Consider the following 15,386-nt stretch of genomic DNA (forward strand, 5'->3'; position numbering starts at 1 on the left):
GGGTGAAAAAATGCTTACGATAGGTCTTACCGGAGGAATTGGCTCAGGCAAAAGCACTGTTGCCCGGATACTTCAGAAATACGGTGCCGAAATTATTTTTGCCGATGATGTGGCAAAGCAGATAACAGAACCTGGTATGCCGGCATATGACAAAATTATAGAACATTTTGGCGCCGATATAGTCGGAGAGGATAAAAAAATCAACAGAAAAAAGCTTGCAGATATTGTTTTTTCAAATAAGGATGAACTGCTGCGCCTTAATGAGATAACCCATTCCATTGTGGCCGAAGTAATCATAAAGCTTGTTGATGAATACAGAGATTCAGGCAGAGAGCTTGTTGTAGTTGAAGCCATTGTTCCTATCGAACACGGATTCCTTGACGTCGTGGACACCGTCTGGGTGGTTTTGGCGGAAGAATCGGTGAGAATTGACAGGGTAATGAAAAGAAGCGGCTTAACGTATGAAGAAGCCAAAAAGAGAATTCAGTCCCAGATGCCGGACGAAATGTATATATCCATAGCCGATAAAATAATATATAATGATGGTACGTTAAAAGAACTGGAGGAAAAGGTTTGGGGTTTGCTGTCAGATGAAAAGAATAGCCCGTAACAGAAAAAGGCTTTCATATATATGTTCAATACTTCTTTTTTTTATTTTGGTTTTTATACATGCCCCGAGGATTTTAAGGAGCTTGTTTCCCACTCCTCACCTGGAAATTATTGAAAAATATGCGAGGGACAATCAGATAAAAATAACCATGGTTTACGCGGTAATGAAGGCGGAAAGCGGCTTTAAAACCAGAGCGGTATCGCCCAAAGGTGCAATCGGGCTTATGCAGATCACCGAATCGACGGGCAGGTGGATAGCGTCCGAGCTGGGAATAAACGAGTTTTCCGCTGACCAACTGGCCGATCCTGAACTGAACATCAGGTTTGGATGCTGGTACCTGGCTTATTTGTTAAAGCGCTTTAACGGGAACAGTGAACTGGCGCTTGCGGCTTACAACGCAGGAGAGGGAACGGTGAGCAGGTGGCTTGATTCCGGCAATATCGGCTGGGAGAATTCAAAAATCAAATACCTGCCTTATAAGGAAACCGAAAAATATCTTGTCCGCGTGAACAGAATATATTTTGTATATAAAACCCTGTATCCCGAACTGGATTCGTGGTAGATTACAGGCCGTCGGGAAGGCCTGCATTTCGGTTTTTTGCTGCACGTTTGGCGGACTGTGCTTGTTATTCTGCCAATTTGTTTTTTTGAAGAACAAGAACGGGAGCAAACCGGCGGGAGAGATGCTGAAACATCAGCAAAAGCGCTTATCATTGAGAATGGAAAAAGCATAAAGGACGCGCAAGGCAGTGGGGAAAAGAAAGGCACTGCGTTGGCAGGAGTGATTTTTACTGTAATACGTTTCAGCAGGCTATATTCCGCTTAAAAAGCAGTTATACATAATGCCCATTTAATAATTAAATTTAACAAGTAATATGTTATTTTTAGTAAATTCATACTTGATTTTATTATATGGTCTGATAAAATTAAAATGATAATTTTGTAACAAACTTAACCAAAGGGTGTAATTTTTATATTTTGAAATAGATAGGAGTGAATAGAATTGCCGTTAGTTACAACAAAGGAAATGTTTAAAAAAGCTTATGAAGGCGGTTACGCCATCGGCGCCTTCAACGTGAACAATATGGAAATCATCCAGGGTATTACAGAAGCCGCCAAAGAAGTTAACGCGCCTTTGATTCTGCAGGTGTCCGCCGGAGCACGCAAGTATGCAAAGCATACCTATCTTGTGAAGCTGGTCGAAGCCGCAATTGAAGAAACAGGTCTTCCGATAGCCCTGCACCTCGACCATGGCGATTCTTTCGAGCTGTGCAAATCATGTATTGACGGCGGGTTTACATCGGTGATGATAGACGCTTCGCACCTGCCTTTTGAAGAAAACATAAGAATAACCAAGCAGGTTGTCGACTATGCCCATTCAAAAGGCGTGGTTGTGGAAGCAGAGCTGGGGCGTCTGTCAGGTGTTGAGGACGATGTTAAGGTAGCCGAGCATGAGGCGATTTATACCGATCCCAATGAAGTTGAGGAATTTGTGGAACGTACAGGCGTAGACTCCCTCGCCATTGCCATAGGGACCAGCCATGGCGCCTACAAGTTCAAAGGCGAGCCGAAACTCCGTTTTGACATTCTGGAAGAAATTCAGAGAAGACTGCCCGGATTCCCGATAGTTCTGCACGGCGCATCCTCCGTTATACCTGAATATGTGGAAATGATTAATAAATACGGCGGACAGATGCCCGGCGCAAAAGGAGTTCCTGAAGACATGCTTAGAAAAGCGGCTTCAATGGCTGTTTGCAAAATTAACATCGATTCCGACCTCCGTCTTGCAATGACAGCTACAATTCGCAAGTTCTTTGCTGAAAATCCCGGCGAATTTGACCCGAGAAAATATCTCGGTCCGGCCAGGGAAGAAATCAAGAAACTTGTCAAACATAAGCTGATTAACGTTCTCGGTTGCGCAGGAAAGGCATCTGAGATATTATAATAAGATTAACGGCGCGGCATTCAAGGCTGCGCCGTTAAATTATTTATCCCCACTTATGAGGCTGTTTGTTTCTTGTATTCCGAAGGCGAAAAGAATGTTGCTGAAATTTTTTATCATGTCTGTTTCTCTTCTTCCTGTTACAATATTATATGGTAATATTCCAAAATACCTTGTGGAAGGTATTGCCACAACCGGATTGAAGGGGTAATGTCTATGAATTGTTTTGTGCTGGATGTAAACACTTCATTTTGTCTTCCAAAACCAATGACGAAGCCGGTGGAACATGCGGCTGAGATCCTGTTCAGGGATTTCCGGAAAGTTTTCGGGAAAAGTCCTGAGACAACCGACAGCGACGGGAATGCATCTGTTGTGGTGCGTTATGCCGGACAGGGTGATGAAATCGCAGGCAGGCCCGAATGCTTCAGAATATCGGTTTTTAAAAATGAAAAAGATGATTCCTGTAGAATGGATATAACGGGAAGCGATGATTTGGGAATCATTTATGCACTGCTTTATGTCAGCGAAAAATATCTGGGAGTGGATCGGTTCTGGTTTTGGACGGAAAAAGAGCCTGAAAAGAGGGAAAGAATTGAAATACCTCCGGGGGTTTACATTTCCCCAAGCCCAAAAGTAAGGTACAGAGGATGGTTTGTAAACGATGAGGTATGCCTGATTGGATGGACAGATGTTTATCCGCCGCCAAAAGAGGTATGGATGCCGGTTTTTGAAACTTTGCTCAGGTGCGGTGGAAACATGGTAATTCCGGGCACCGATCTGCCAAGAACAGGAGTACATTGGGACCTTGCTTTAGAAATGGGACTTTATATAACACATCACCACGCCGAACCCCTTGGAGCCGAGATGTTCCTCAGGGCATATCCCGATAAGTCTCCAAGTTACGACGAAAGCAAAGACCTGTATGAAGCTTTGTGGGAAGATGCGATTAAGAAGCGAAAAGATGAAAAGGTTATTTGGGTGCTTGGGTTCAGAGGCCAGGGAGACTGTCCTTTCTGGGAAAACTCTCCGGAATACGACACCCCTGAAAAACGCGGAGAGCTAATCAGCCGTGTTATTCACAGACAGTACGAGATCCTTTGCAAGTACGTAAATAATCCTCCATGTGCCGTCTATCTTTACGGAGAAATAACCGAACTGTACAGGCAGGGATTAATTAATTTTCCTGACGGGGTGATAAAGATATGGTCGGACAACGGGTACGGTGAGATGGTATCAAGAAGACAGGGAAACCATAATCCGAGAGTACCGTCCCTTCCGACAAATAAGGATGTAGGCCCTCACGGCCTGTATTACCACATAACCTTCCATGATCTGCAGGCGTCCAATCATCTGGTAATGATGCCAAGCCAGCCTGAATTTATAAAAAATGAGCTGGTTAAGGCCTTTAACGCGGGAGCAGATTATTACCTCCTGCTTAACTGCGGAAATATAAGGATGCATGTTTATTTTCTTGACCTGGTAAGCAAAATCTGGAGCGACGGTGACATTGACACCGGCGTTCACATGGAAAATTTCTGTAAAAAATATTTCTCAGCTGCCTGGGAAAAAGCTTTAAGCTGTTACAGGGATTATTTCAGATATGCAATACGTTATGGGGAAAATCCGTCCGATGCGGCCGGTGACGAATACTATCACCATCCCGCGCGAATGATTATAGGCCACTGGGTAAGAGGTGAAACAAAAGAAACCGCAAAGGATTTGTTGTGGGCAACAGGCGAGCTGGATTTCCCCGAGCAGGTAAGATTCTTCTATGAAAAAATGATCAATGCAGTCGAAAATTTTGAGAAACTGAAAGAGAAATGTGTGGACACCTGTAACAGTTTGCGTCGGGAAGAAGCGGTATTCTTTAAGGACAATATTCTGTTTCAGGTACGGTTCCTTCTTTCGGGGTGCAAGGGTTTCATTTCGCTGTGCAAATCCTTCTTTGAATTTGAAAAGGGCAATTATCCGCTGGCTTTCGTATATGCTTCCCAGTCCATGTGGGAATACGGTGAAAGCCTGAATGTAATGGCTGAAAGCGAACACGGCAAATGGAAAAACTTCTATCGGGCTGACTGGCTTACCAATGTAAAGAGCACGCTCTACAGCCTTGATACTTTAAGGAAATATTTGCGGATGCATGGCGACAGTCCCGATTTCTTTATCTGGTACAGGGAATATATCATGACCGAGAAAGTTTTTCTCGAAAATACGCACCGGAAGCCGTTATCCGACGATGAACTGGCGGTGAAACTGAAGGAAAAGCTGCTCGGATAAGTAAAATTAAAAACTTTTTATAAGTTCCGGGATATACGATGAAAGCCGTATATCCTTTTTTTACTGATTTTTAAGGTTTCTTAAAAAATAATTAAGAATTTTGCCTATTTAAATTTAATAGAAAAAAGCACATAATTGATATGGATTGTTTAACACAGAAATTTCCGAATAAATTGCCATACTTACCCATAAAAAATACGTAGTAATTTACGCAGTTTTTTATGGCATTGTTCAGACAGCGAGGAAAAACATCGGAAAGCACGTTTTGGAGGCGTTTTGGAATGCAAAATACAGGAGAGAGGCGTATTCGCCGGAGATCATCGGTGAGCTTGGCTTTTATTTTGTCAATGCTTGTTATAATGCTGCTCATACTGTTCAGGCACCACAGTATGGATGAAATTCAGGAACTGTTAATGAGTCTGAAGGCAAAATGGCTGCTCGCGGCAGTCGGATGTGTTTTGCTATCATACCTGTGTGAAATGGCGTGTTTTTATGTGATCACGAGAAAAATACATGGAAAGGCGTCATGGCGTACATCTTTCCGTGTTACTATGGCGGGTGTATATTTCAATTCGGTTACCCCTTTTGCCTGCGGCGGGGAGCCGTTCCAGGTGAGTTATTTAATGGATGACGGTATACCAATGGGAAGCTGTGCCAATATCATAATGGTTAAGTCTACCATTTTTCAGGCATCGGTATTTCTTTTCAGCGTTTTTTCCTATGTTTTTAATGCCGATGCTTTGTACCGGCTGGTGGAAAGGTTTGACTTGTTTTTCATTGCCGGAATTTCGGTAAATATAATAGTAATATTATTTTACGGGCTGTTTCTGGTTAACAAAACAGCCGCAAAAAAAACCGTCAATCTTGTCTTTAAGCTTCTGGGGAAATGCCATATAATTAAGGAACCTGAAAAATACGGCAAAAAGAAGGAGGAAGAGATTGAGCATTTTGCCAGGGCAAGCAGAATGATTTTTAATGATGCAGGCGCCATTACAGTAGCTTTTGTTTTCCAGTTCGTGAATTTGCTTTTGGGCTACGTGGTTCCGTATTTCCTGCTCGTTTCCCTGGAAGGGAAGTATGACGCTTTCTTTGATATGGTAACTTCGCAGGCGATACTCCGCCAGATAACCGCTTATATACCTTCTCCGGGCGGCGCGGGCGGAACCGAGGGGATAAGTTATTTCTTCTTCATGAATTTTTTTACAAAAACTCCTGTAGTATCGGTGATACTTATATGGAGACTTTTGACCTATTACTTCAACATTGTTTTCTCAGGCGTATACCTTATGGTTATAAGGGAGCGCAATTTTAAATCCGAAATAAAACAGATCAGGTCGGGGAAAGCGGCTTAGATCAGAAGTTATGCCGGAGGACGGATGATATGGCGTACAACGTATTGATCTGCGATGACGAAAAGGACATTGTTTCGGCTTTGAAAATTTATTTGTCTTCCGAAAATTATAAAACCTTTGAAGCCTATACGGGAAAAGAAGCCTTGAGAATTATAGAGAACAATGACATTCATCTTGTGCTGCTGGACATTATGATGCCTGAAATGGACGGAATTACTACGATGCTGAAAATAAGGGAGAAATATAATATCCCTGTAATTCTGCTTACTGCAAAAAGTGAAGACACAGACAAGGTATTGGGGCTTAACCTGGGAGCCGATGACTACATAACAAAACCGTTCAATCCCGTTGAGGTGATTGCAAGGGTAAGATCGCAGCTAAGGCGTTATATGCAGCTCGGAGGTGCCAATGTCAAACCGTCAACCATAGTGATCGGGAATATTGAACTGGACGACAGGGCCAAAACGGTTACGGTTGACGGTGAACCTGTTAACCTGACGCCAAAGGAATTCGAAATTCTGAAACTTTTAATGGAGAACCCAGGACAGGTGTTTTCGCCGAGAGAGATTTACAGGCGGGTATGGAATGACAACCCTTTTGGTTCGGAAAACACCGTGGCGGTACATATTAGGCATTTACGCGAGAAGCTTGAAATAAACCCTGCCGAACCAAGGTATTTGAAAGTTGTATGGGGACAGGGCTATAAAATGGAGCGGAGTGGTGGATGATGAACAAACTCACATACAGTCTGGCCGGCAAAGTTGTCGCCATTTTCCTTTTTGTAATGCAGGTCATGGTGTTTATCGGCGGAGTTATAGGCGTAATTGTGCTATACCAGTATGGATTTTATGAAACCAATGTGGAAAGTATAAAGGAAGAGATATTTGAAAACATTACAAGGGAATATGCCAGTTCGGTGTACTATCGTTATTTTATTCCCAATAAAGATAACCCGGAAAGGTTAAATAATCATATAAAGGACATTCCCGTACGCAGCACGAATTTTTTCTTTATACTTAAGAATTCGGACGGTGACATTCTTCTCAGCAATTATTCCGGTCAGGAATATCAGTACGCATGGATGTTTAATTTCAGTAATATAAGGTACATAAGCGATGTATCAGGCAATTCTGATGTTGACGAAATTTATGAAAATTATGCAATGGAATGTTTTGTGAAAAATCCTCTTGATTCCGATGACTTATATTACACCGTCGATCGCCTGGTGAATTTTGCATATAAGATAAGGTACGCATTGATTCCTGTTATCCTCTTGTCCCTTGTTTTGTCAATTATTCTGTTTATTTTTCTGATGTGCAGCGCAGGCAGAAGGAAGGGCAAAGACGGTGTTGTACCAAACGGGATTGATAAAATTCCCTTTGACTTGCTGCTGACGACTGTATTAATTGTTGTGGTTGCGGAAGCTGCTTTGTTTTTTAATTATGTGTCTTATCTGGACACCATCGGTTTTATAATATTTTTCGTACTGTTTGCCATTGTTGACGTTCTGCTGTTTTTACTTGTATGCATGAGCTTTGCCACAAGGTATAAAATGGGGAAATGGTGGAAAAACACGTTAATTTACCGAGTTATAAGCATTATTATAAGGTTTTTCAAGATGTTTTTAAATTTCATGAAATATTTCTTTCAAAATTTGCCCGTTGCCGTGAAAACCCTTTTTGTACTGTCAGGTATTGTGTTTTTGGAGTTCATCGGACTGTATATAGGAATTTACAACACAGATTTTTTGATTATGTTCTGGATTCTGGAGAAAATCATACTTATTCCTTTGATAATTCTTGTGTCAATAAACCTTCAGAAGCTTAAGAAGGGCGGCCAGAAAATAGCTGCAGGGGATTTGAATTACCAGATAGACACGAAGTATATGTTCTGGGACTTCAAGCAACACGGCGAAAATTTGAACCGCATCGGAGAAGGCATGGCGAAAGCCGTTGAAGAAAGACTTAAAAGTGAACGTTTCAAGACCGAGCTTATAACCAATGTGTCCCATGATATAAAAACACCCCTTACCTCCATTATTAACTATGTGGATTTAATAAAAAAGGAGAAAATTGAAAATGAAAAACTGAAAGAATATATAGATGTTTTAGATCGCCAGTCAATGAGGCTGAAAAAGCTTTCGGAGGATTTAATTGAAGCATCGAAAGCGTCAACGGGAAATTTGCCGGTAAATCTGTCCATGACCGAAATAGGGGTTCTGTTCACCCAGGCGGTGGGGGAATATGAGGAAAGAATAAAAAATGCAGGACTTGAGCTTGTTTTGAATAAGCCTGAGGAGGAAATATATATACTGGCCGACGGGAGGCATCTGTGGAGGGTTTTTGACAATCTGCTGAGCAATATATGCAAATATTCCATGTCCGGAACAAGGGTATATATCAGCCTGGAAAAAATAAACGGGCAGGCGGTGATAACCTTCAGAAACATATCAAAATATCCGCTGAATATATCCAGCGACGAGCTTTTGGAGAGGTTTGTGCAGGGCGACAGATCAAGGAATACCGAAGGCAGCGGCCTTGGGCTTTCGATAGCGAAAAGCCTTACCGAACTGCAGAAAGGAAAACTGGAATTATATATAGACGGAGACTTGTTTAAAGTAATTCTGAAATTTGACACGGTGAGTTAATTAATGCTTTATTTGTCATAAGATACATACTTTAAAACTTTTTGATCATAGTTCACAAAAACAGATTTGGCCGTTTTTCCTTGTTTTGACTTTGAACTATTGACAATAAATTGAATAAATAATATACTTAAGTGAGCAAACGGTTGCATCAATGGAAGTGGGTTGTATATGAGGGTAACAATTAACGATATTGCAAAAGCCGCGAATGTATCTCCTTCTACCGTATCCCGTGCCCTTGCGGACAGTCCGAGGATAAGCAAGGCAACAAAAAGAAAGATATTCAAAATAATGGAGGAGATGAATTATTACCCCAATGTAATAGCCCGTTCCCTGGCCAGGAAGTCGACGAACATTATCGGTGTTCTGGTGATGGGAACAACTGAAAAAGCCTTTCAGCATCCGTTTTTTCCTGAGATATTAAGAGGGGTCGCTTCGGTGGCGTATAAAAATGAGTATAAAATACTCATTTCCAGTGTAACCGACATGGATGAACAGAGAAAAATCGTGAATGATTTGACCCAAAGCGGTATAACTGAAGGGCTTCTTATACTGTCATCGGGAGTAAATGATCCTACAATCCCTTATCTCAAGGAAATTCAGTTCCCCTTCGTTATTGTCGGAAGGCCTGATAACGAAAACGAAGTTAACTGGGTTGATAATGACAATGTTTCAATAGGGTATCAGATGACCCGGCACTTAATAGAAGTGGGGTGCACTGATATAGCTTTTCTCGGAGTGGATAAAAAATTCATGGTCACCCTCGACAGACTGAAGGGATATAAAATGGCTCTCAAGGAAAATAATATTCCGCTGAATGAAGATTTGATCGTTGAGGGAAAGTTTGTTGACGACACGGGATATGATCTGATGAAAAAACTTCTGGATCGCGGCATAGTACCTTCAGGTGTTATTGCCTGTGATGATTTGCTGGCCTTCGGCGCTATTAAATGCCTTAACGAAAAAGGGTTAAGGGTTCCGGAGGATGTGGCGGTGGCAGGTTTTAACAATGTACCGCTGTCAAGTTATTTCACACCTCCCCTGACTTCTGTTGATATCAATGCTTTCAGTCTTGGGGCGAAAGGATTTGAGCTTTTGCTGAACAGCATAAAAAGTGAGGTTAAAAGTTTTAACAGGGCAATTATTCCTTTTCAGTTGATAGTACGCGAGTCTACGATGAAAAAAGGATCGTAATTCCTTTTCTTTTTTCCCTTTTTGTAAATTGCAATATTAAATGCAACACCTATAGTGGAAATCATCCATAATTTTAGGTGTTAAAGTACAACATCATCTTTTAGCCCTTCTTAACTACTATCTTGAGCGAGTGCAGAGGGTAGTCAAGGGTTATCGATAGATAAGACAAAGTCTTTACCCTTGACTACCCTCAAATGAGCTTTAAAATATCTTGGATGAAGGGCTCAGGCTATTGCTGATATATTTTTGTTTACCAGGTTATGTATCTCTTCATTAAAACATTCTTCAGGTGTTTTGTAACCTAATATCCTTCGTGGAAGGCTGTTTAACCATTGTTGTATCCGTTTTATCGTTTCTTCAGAAAAATCTTTTATAGCCTTTCCTTTAGGAATAAAACGCCTAATAAGTCCATTATGACGTTCATTAGTTCCTCTCTCCCATGAGGAATAAGGATGAGTGAAATAAGCTTCAATTCCTAGCCCTTGTAACATTTCGGATAGTCTACTAAATTCAGAACCATTGTCTGCCGTTATAGTGCGAAATACATTTGAAACATCCTTACCATAACAATTCTTAAGTTCTGAAAGTGCCTCGTTAACAGTATTACTGTCTTTTGCGTCCAAAAGAAACAATAACTCGTAGCGGGTTTTTCGTTCAGTTAAGGTTAAAATTACTGAATCGTTAGACTTTTTGCCTGTTACCGTATCAATTTCCCAATGCCCAAAGGTTTGACGTGATTGTACTTCTTCCGGCCTTTGATCAATGCTTTTCCCTACAACCCGTTTGTTTTGACGTATCCTTTTTATTTTAGATTTTAAACGTAGTTTAAGATTTAAATCTATATTTCGTACTTTTATGAGTCCCAGGTCTATATAATTATACAGTGTTTTGGTACATACAATAGTAGAATTTTGCCACTTGGGGTCTCTCCTACATAAACCAACAACTGCATCTGGAGACCATTTTTCGCGTAGTATCTTATCTTCTGCAAACTTAAGAAAATCTTCAACTTGAGCCAATTTACGCTTTGCTCCGCAATTCATACGATTTTTCTCATAAACTGCCTGCCCTGTTTCAGGAAAATATACTTTGTATGTCGATAAATCAGTTCTCATCTGCATTGTTGTCCCTCTTTTAATTTCACGGCTAATTGTACTTGGCGAGCGACCTAGTTTATTAGCAATATAACGTTGACTCTTTCCTTCTTTTAAAAGAGCTGCAATCTGCCCTCTTTCATAAACACTTAAGTGTTTAAACTTATGCTCAGTTGTGGTAGACTTATATTGTACAGCCATAGTTGAGAACCTCCTGTATGTTTGGATTGGACACCTAAATCATACATGATTTCTCACTATGGTTGTCAATTTTTTATTTCATTTTACTGTTGCATTTAATTTTACAACGAACCTTTTTTCCCTTTTTCCCCTTCCCAAATTTTTAATATTGACACTGCATGTAATTAATGGTAATATTAATTTAGTACAAACGATTGCACAAATTTAAAACTGAAACTGATTTATAACATCCCGGCTTTTATGTTTATATACATGTGCCTGAAAATGATTAGGCAATGAAATTAAGCCAAACAGCCGATTGCAGGAATACATGATTCAGGGAAAAGACGGTAACGTGAGGAATTGTTGTGGCTTAATTTTGTGGGAAAGCGTATGCATAAAAGTTGTGTATAATAAGGTCACTGACCTTTGTTAATAATTAAAAGGGGGATGTTAAAATGTATGTAAAAAAGATTAGTGGGCTAAAGAGAATTTTGGTAATGATGCTTGTTTTATCTGTGGCACTTCTCGGGACGGCATGCTCAAACACTTCAAACAAACAGGAACAGACGGCGGTTCAGGAAACAAAAAATGAGCAAAATACACCTGCGGCGACGAATGAAAGCAACAATACCGATACAGGCGAACTGGTTCCTGAACCGGGGGCGAAACTGAGGCTCTGGGATTCGGACGATGAAGGGGTTAAAGAATGGGCTTTGGAGATGATTGAGAAATTTCAGGAAAAGTATGGAATAGAAGTTACGTTCGACACTGTTTCCCATACCGATGCTCCGGGAAAACTTCAAACCGACGGTCCTGCAAAACTGGCGGCTGATGTATTCATACTCGCAAGTGACCATTTAGGCGAAATGTATCAGCAAGGTTTTATTTATCCCAATGATGTGTCTGACAAGTCCGAATTTTTTGAAAGCGCCGTTGAGGCATGTTCCATAGACGGGCAATTGTACGGATTCCCCGCAGCAATTGAAACACCTGCATTGATATATAACAAAAGTTTTGTAAAAGAACCCCCTAAAACCTTTGATGAACTCATTGAAATCAGCAGGCAATTCCTTGACAAGAAGAATAATAAATACGGCTTTATGATGGAAGTATGGAATTTCTATTACGTATATGCCTTTATGAGTGGATATGGCGGTTATGTTTTCGGAAACAACGGCACCGATCCCTATGATATAGGTCTTAATTCCGAAGCGTCGATAAAGGCTCTTGAATTTTACAGAACACTTAAGGAAATAATTCCACTTCAAAGAGAGGACATTTCTTACGATATCAAGTCGGGGTTATTCATAGAAGGCAAATTGTTATTTGATTTTAACGGTCCATGGGCTATAAAGGCGTACAAGGACGCAGGAATTGATGTAGGAGTCGCACCTCTTCCGTTGCTTCCCAACGGTCAAAGACCTATAACCTTTTCAGGAGTCAGAACATATTGCGTCAATACATATACCGATTACCCGAATGCCGCAAAACTTCTGGCACAGTTCCTTACAAGCAAGGAAGCGCTGTTAAGACGCTATGAATTGACAAACCAGCTTCCTACACGCAATGATCTGCTTTCAGAGCCCGAAATCAAGGAGAATCCGGTAAACAGCGGTTTCCTTGAACAGGCAGTCCATTCCCAGCCCATGCCCTCAATACCGCATATGCAGGCCGTATGGAGCAATATGGAGATTGCATTAACCGAAATATGGAATAACCCTGATGCGGATATTAAAACAGAGCTGGACAGGGCTGTGAATAACATTATGGAAACTGATTTTTACAAAAATAATTAAATATAAAAACTATTAATGACAGGTAGCAGTGTTTCACTGCTGCCTGTTGTGTGTTGCCACATCGGTAACCTACGAGGGTTTAATTTGAAGGGGGAGTTATGATGAAATCCCATGCTTCGAGGGCATGTCTGCTGTCCATTTTGTTCATGGGGCTTGGTCAGATTTATAACAGACAGTTTATTAAGGGAATTTTATTCGCGCTCATTGAAATTATATTTATATTCCGCCTGCTTCCGTTCATCCGTTATGGTTTATGGGGAATTTACACGCTGGGGGAAACACCTCAGGCTTTTGTTGACGGCAAGATTGTTCAGGGAGATCATTCAATTTTCCTGATGGTTTACGGAATCATTTCCATTGTTCTGATTTTGGTTTTTGCCCTTTTATATTATCTGAACTGCCAGGATGCGTATAAGGTGGGAGAACTGAGGGACAATCACATTCAGCCCAACAAATTCATCCAGTCGCTAAAGCTTGTAGGCGAAAAGGGTTTCCCGTACCTTATGCTTACTCCGGCAGCGTTTTTTACTCTTTTTATAACCGTTGTTCCGCTTATTTTCGGCGTTTTGGTCGCATTTACAAATTACTCCGCCCCAAATCATATACCCCCGAGAAAACTGGTGGACTGGGTAGGCTTCCAGACATTTAAGGAACTGTTCACACTGGCGGGGTATAAGGAAACGTTTTTCGGCGTTTTCCGGTGGACTGTCGTATGGGCGATACTTTCCACTGTTACAACCTATTTCAGTGGTTTGATTTTTGCCGTTATTATAAATTCCAACGGAATAAAATTAAAGAAATTCTGGAGAACGATTTTTATTCTGCCGTGGGCAGTTCCGGGCTATATTTCAATTCTTGTATTTCGGAATATTTTTAACGCGCAGTTCGGCCCGCTGAACAAGTGGCTTGTTTCGTTGGGTTTTGAAAGAATCCAGTGGTTCGGAGATCCCACATGGGTGAAAATTGTATGTTTGGCGGTAAACCTGTGGCTTGGTTTTCCGTATTTTCTGGCGCTGATGAGCGGAGTTTTAACCGGGATTCCGAAGGATCTGTATGAGGCTGCTGAGGTCGAAGGCGCAAACACAATACAGAAATTCTTTAAAATAACACTGCCGCTGGTTCTGTTTTCCACCGCACCGATGTTGATTATGAGTTTTGCGTACAATTTCAATAATTTTAATCTGATACATTTCCTTAACAGCGGTGGTCCGGTTAATACAAGCTATAAATACGCAGGGCACACCGATATTCTGCTGTCATGGATTTATAAACTCACGCTGGAGCAAAACCAGTTCAACAAAGCATGTGCGGTTTCAATAATCATATTCATAATTATTGCCACCATCTCCATATTTAACTTCAGGAGAACAAGGTCTTTTAAAGAGGAGGATATGATACAGTGAAAAGGAAGCCTACCTTAAAACAGAGAATTATTAGGGGTTTTATATATTTCATTTTAGTATGCATAACCATAACCACCATTTTGCCGTTGTATTTTGTGGTTATAGCCTCGTTTAACCCCGGAAACTCACTGTTTTCAACCCAAATGTTTCCGGAGAAGTTAACCACGAAGCATTACCATGATTTGTTTGTCGAAAAGGATTATGCGCTGTGGTACTGGAATACCTTGAAAATATCCTTTGCATCAATGATTTTGACTGTGGTCCTTGTGATAATCACTGCATATACATTTTCCCAGTTCCGTTTTAAGGGACGGAAAACAGGACTAATGTTTATGCTTGTTATGACGATGTTTCCCGGCTTTATGAGCATGATCGCGATATACATACTTCTTCTTCAGGTAGGTTTGCTGGATACCCATCTGGGCTTAATTCTGGTGTATGCAGGAGGTAATATAGCAGGGTCTACATGGCTCGTCAAAGGATATTTCGACGGAATTCCGCGCTCCATTCCCGAGGCGGCCAAAATTGACGGAGCGGGGAACGCTACGGTATTTACAAAGATTATGCTGCCAATGTCTTATCCCATTATAACTTTTGTCGCAGTGTCAAGTTTTATAGGACCGTGGATGGATTATATTTTCGCCCGTCTTGTACTGCGCACGCCGAGCAAGAAAACATTGGCGATAGGGCTTTTCGAAATGGTTACAGGAAGACAGAATACCGAATTCACCATGTTTGCAGCAGGAGCGATACTTGTGGCGCTTCCGATAACAATACTTTACCTGAGCCTTCAGAAATATTTAATCCAGGGTATATCGGAAGGCGCTTCGAAAATTTGATCATTCGTTTGTGATTGGAAGTCTTTTCATGAAAGATAAATCAGAGAGGGGG

12 protein-coding genes are annotated in these 15,386 nt (G+C 41.1%); 11 read left to right on the forward strand and 1 reads right to left on the reverse strand.

The annotated features are described in order from the left end of the window. The first annotated feature begins 10 nt into the window (after positions 1-10). The 8 genes from coaE (at position 11) to CST_RS04570 (ending at position 10,019) form a co-directional block, all read left to right on the forward strand. Entirely contained in the window at positions 11-610 is a 600-nt protein-coding gene (gene coaE / locus CST_RS04530) for a dephospho-CoA kinase (protein ID WP_015358654.1), read from the forward strand. After that, complete coding sequence (locus CST_RS04535) at positions 591-1,172, forward strand: lytic transglycosylase domain-containing protein (RefSeq protein WP_015358655.1); 582 nt, start codon at positions 591-593, stop codon at positions 1,170-1,172. The genes coaE and CST_RS04535 overlap by 20 nt, the downstream gene beginning before the upstream one ends. A gap of 441 nt (positions 1,173-1,613) precedes the next feature. Then, the gene (fba, locus tag CST_RS04545; RefSeq protein ID WP_015358657.1) at positions 1,614-2,555 is read left to right on the forward strand and encodes a class II fructose-1,6-bisphosphate aldolase; all 942 of its coding nucleotides are present in this window, start codon (positions 1,614-1,616) and stop codon (positions 2,553-2,555) included. A gap of 213 nt (positions 2,556-2,768) precedes the next feature. Next, a complete protein-coding gene (locus tag CST_RS04550) occupies positions 2,769-4,829 on the forward strand; it encodes a glycosyl hydrolase 115 family protein (RefSeq protein WP_015358658.1) in 2,061 nt (686 codons plus the stop codon). A gap of 281 nt (positions 4,830-5,110) precedes the next feature. Further along, the gene (locus tag CST_RS04555; protein ID WP_015358659.1) at positions 5,111-6,181 is read left to right on the forward strand and encodes a lysylphosphatidylglycerol synthase transmembrane domain-containing protein; all 1,071 of its coding nucleotides are present in this window, start codon (positions 5,111-5,113) and stop codon (positions 6,179-6,181) included. Between the two features lie 29 nt (positions 6,182-6,210). Next, entirely contained in the window at positions 6,211-6,909 is a 699-nt protein-coding gene (locus tag CST_RS04560) for a response regulator transcription factor (RefSeq protein ID WP_015358660.1), read from the forward strand. Beyond that, the gene (locus CST_RS04565; RefSeq protein WP_015358661.1) at positions 6,906-8,828 is read left to right on the forward strand and encodes a sensor histidine kinase; all 1,923 of its coding nucleotides are present in this window, start codon (positions 6,906-6,908) and stop codon (positions 8,826-8,828) included. Before CST_RS04560 ends, CST_RS04565 begins: the two co-directional genes overlap by 4 nt. Positions 8,829-8,996: 168 nt before the next feature. Continuing rightward, a complete protein-coding gene (locus tag CST_RS04570; RefSeq protein WP_015358662.1) occupies positions 8,997-10,019 on the forward strand; it encodes a LacI family DNA-binding transcriptional regulator in 1,023 nt (340 codons plus the stop codon). 224 nt (positions 10,020-10,243) lie between these two features. Here the strand turns inward: CST_RS04570 and CST_RS04575 are convergent, their stop codons facing one another. Continuing rightward, a complete protein-coding gene (locus CST_RS04575) occupies positions 10,244-11,314 on the reverse strand; it encodes an IS30-like element ISCth3 family transposase (RefSeq protein WP_003511744.1) in 1,071 nt (356 codons plus the stop codon). A gap of 437 nt (positions 11,315-11,751) precedes the next feature. On the opposite strand from CST_RS04575, the gene CST_RS04580 reads away from it, so the two are divergent. From CST_RS04580 to CST_RS04590, 3 genes are all read left to right on the forward strand, one after another. Next, entirely contained in the window at positions 11,752-13,092 is a 1,341-nt protein-coding gene (locus CST_RS04580; RefSeq protein ID WP_015358663.1) for a sugar ABC transporter substrate-binding protein, read from the forward strand. Positions 13,093-13,190: 98 nt separating this feature from the next. After that, positions 13,191-14,495, forward strand: coding sequence for an ABC transporter permease subunit (locus CST_RS04585; protein ID WP_015358664.1), 1,305 nt, complete (start codon positions 13,191-13,193; stop codon positions 14,493-14,495). Beyond that, complete coding sequence (locus CST_RS04590; RefSeq protein WP_015358665.1) at positions 14,492-15,334, forward strand: sugar ABC transporter permease; 843 nt, start codon at positions 14,492-14,494, stop codon at positions 15,332-15,334. The genes CST_RS04585 and CST_RS04590 overlap by 4 nt, the downstream gene beginning before the upstream one ends. Positions 15,335-15,386 lie beyond the last annotated feature (52 nt).

The sequence above is a fragment of the Thermoclostridium stercorarium subsp. stercorarium DSM 8532 genome, assembly GCF_000331995.1.
In the GTDB taxonomy this organism is placed as follows: Bacteria; Bacillota; Clostridia; order DSM-8532; family DSM-8532; genus Thermoclostridium; species Thermoclostridium stercorarium.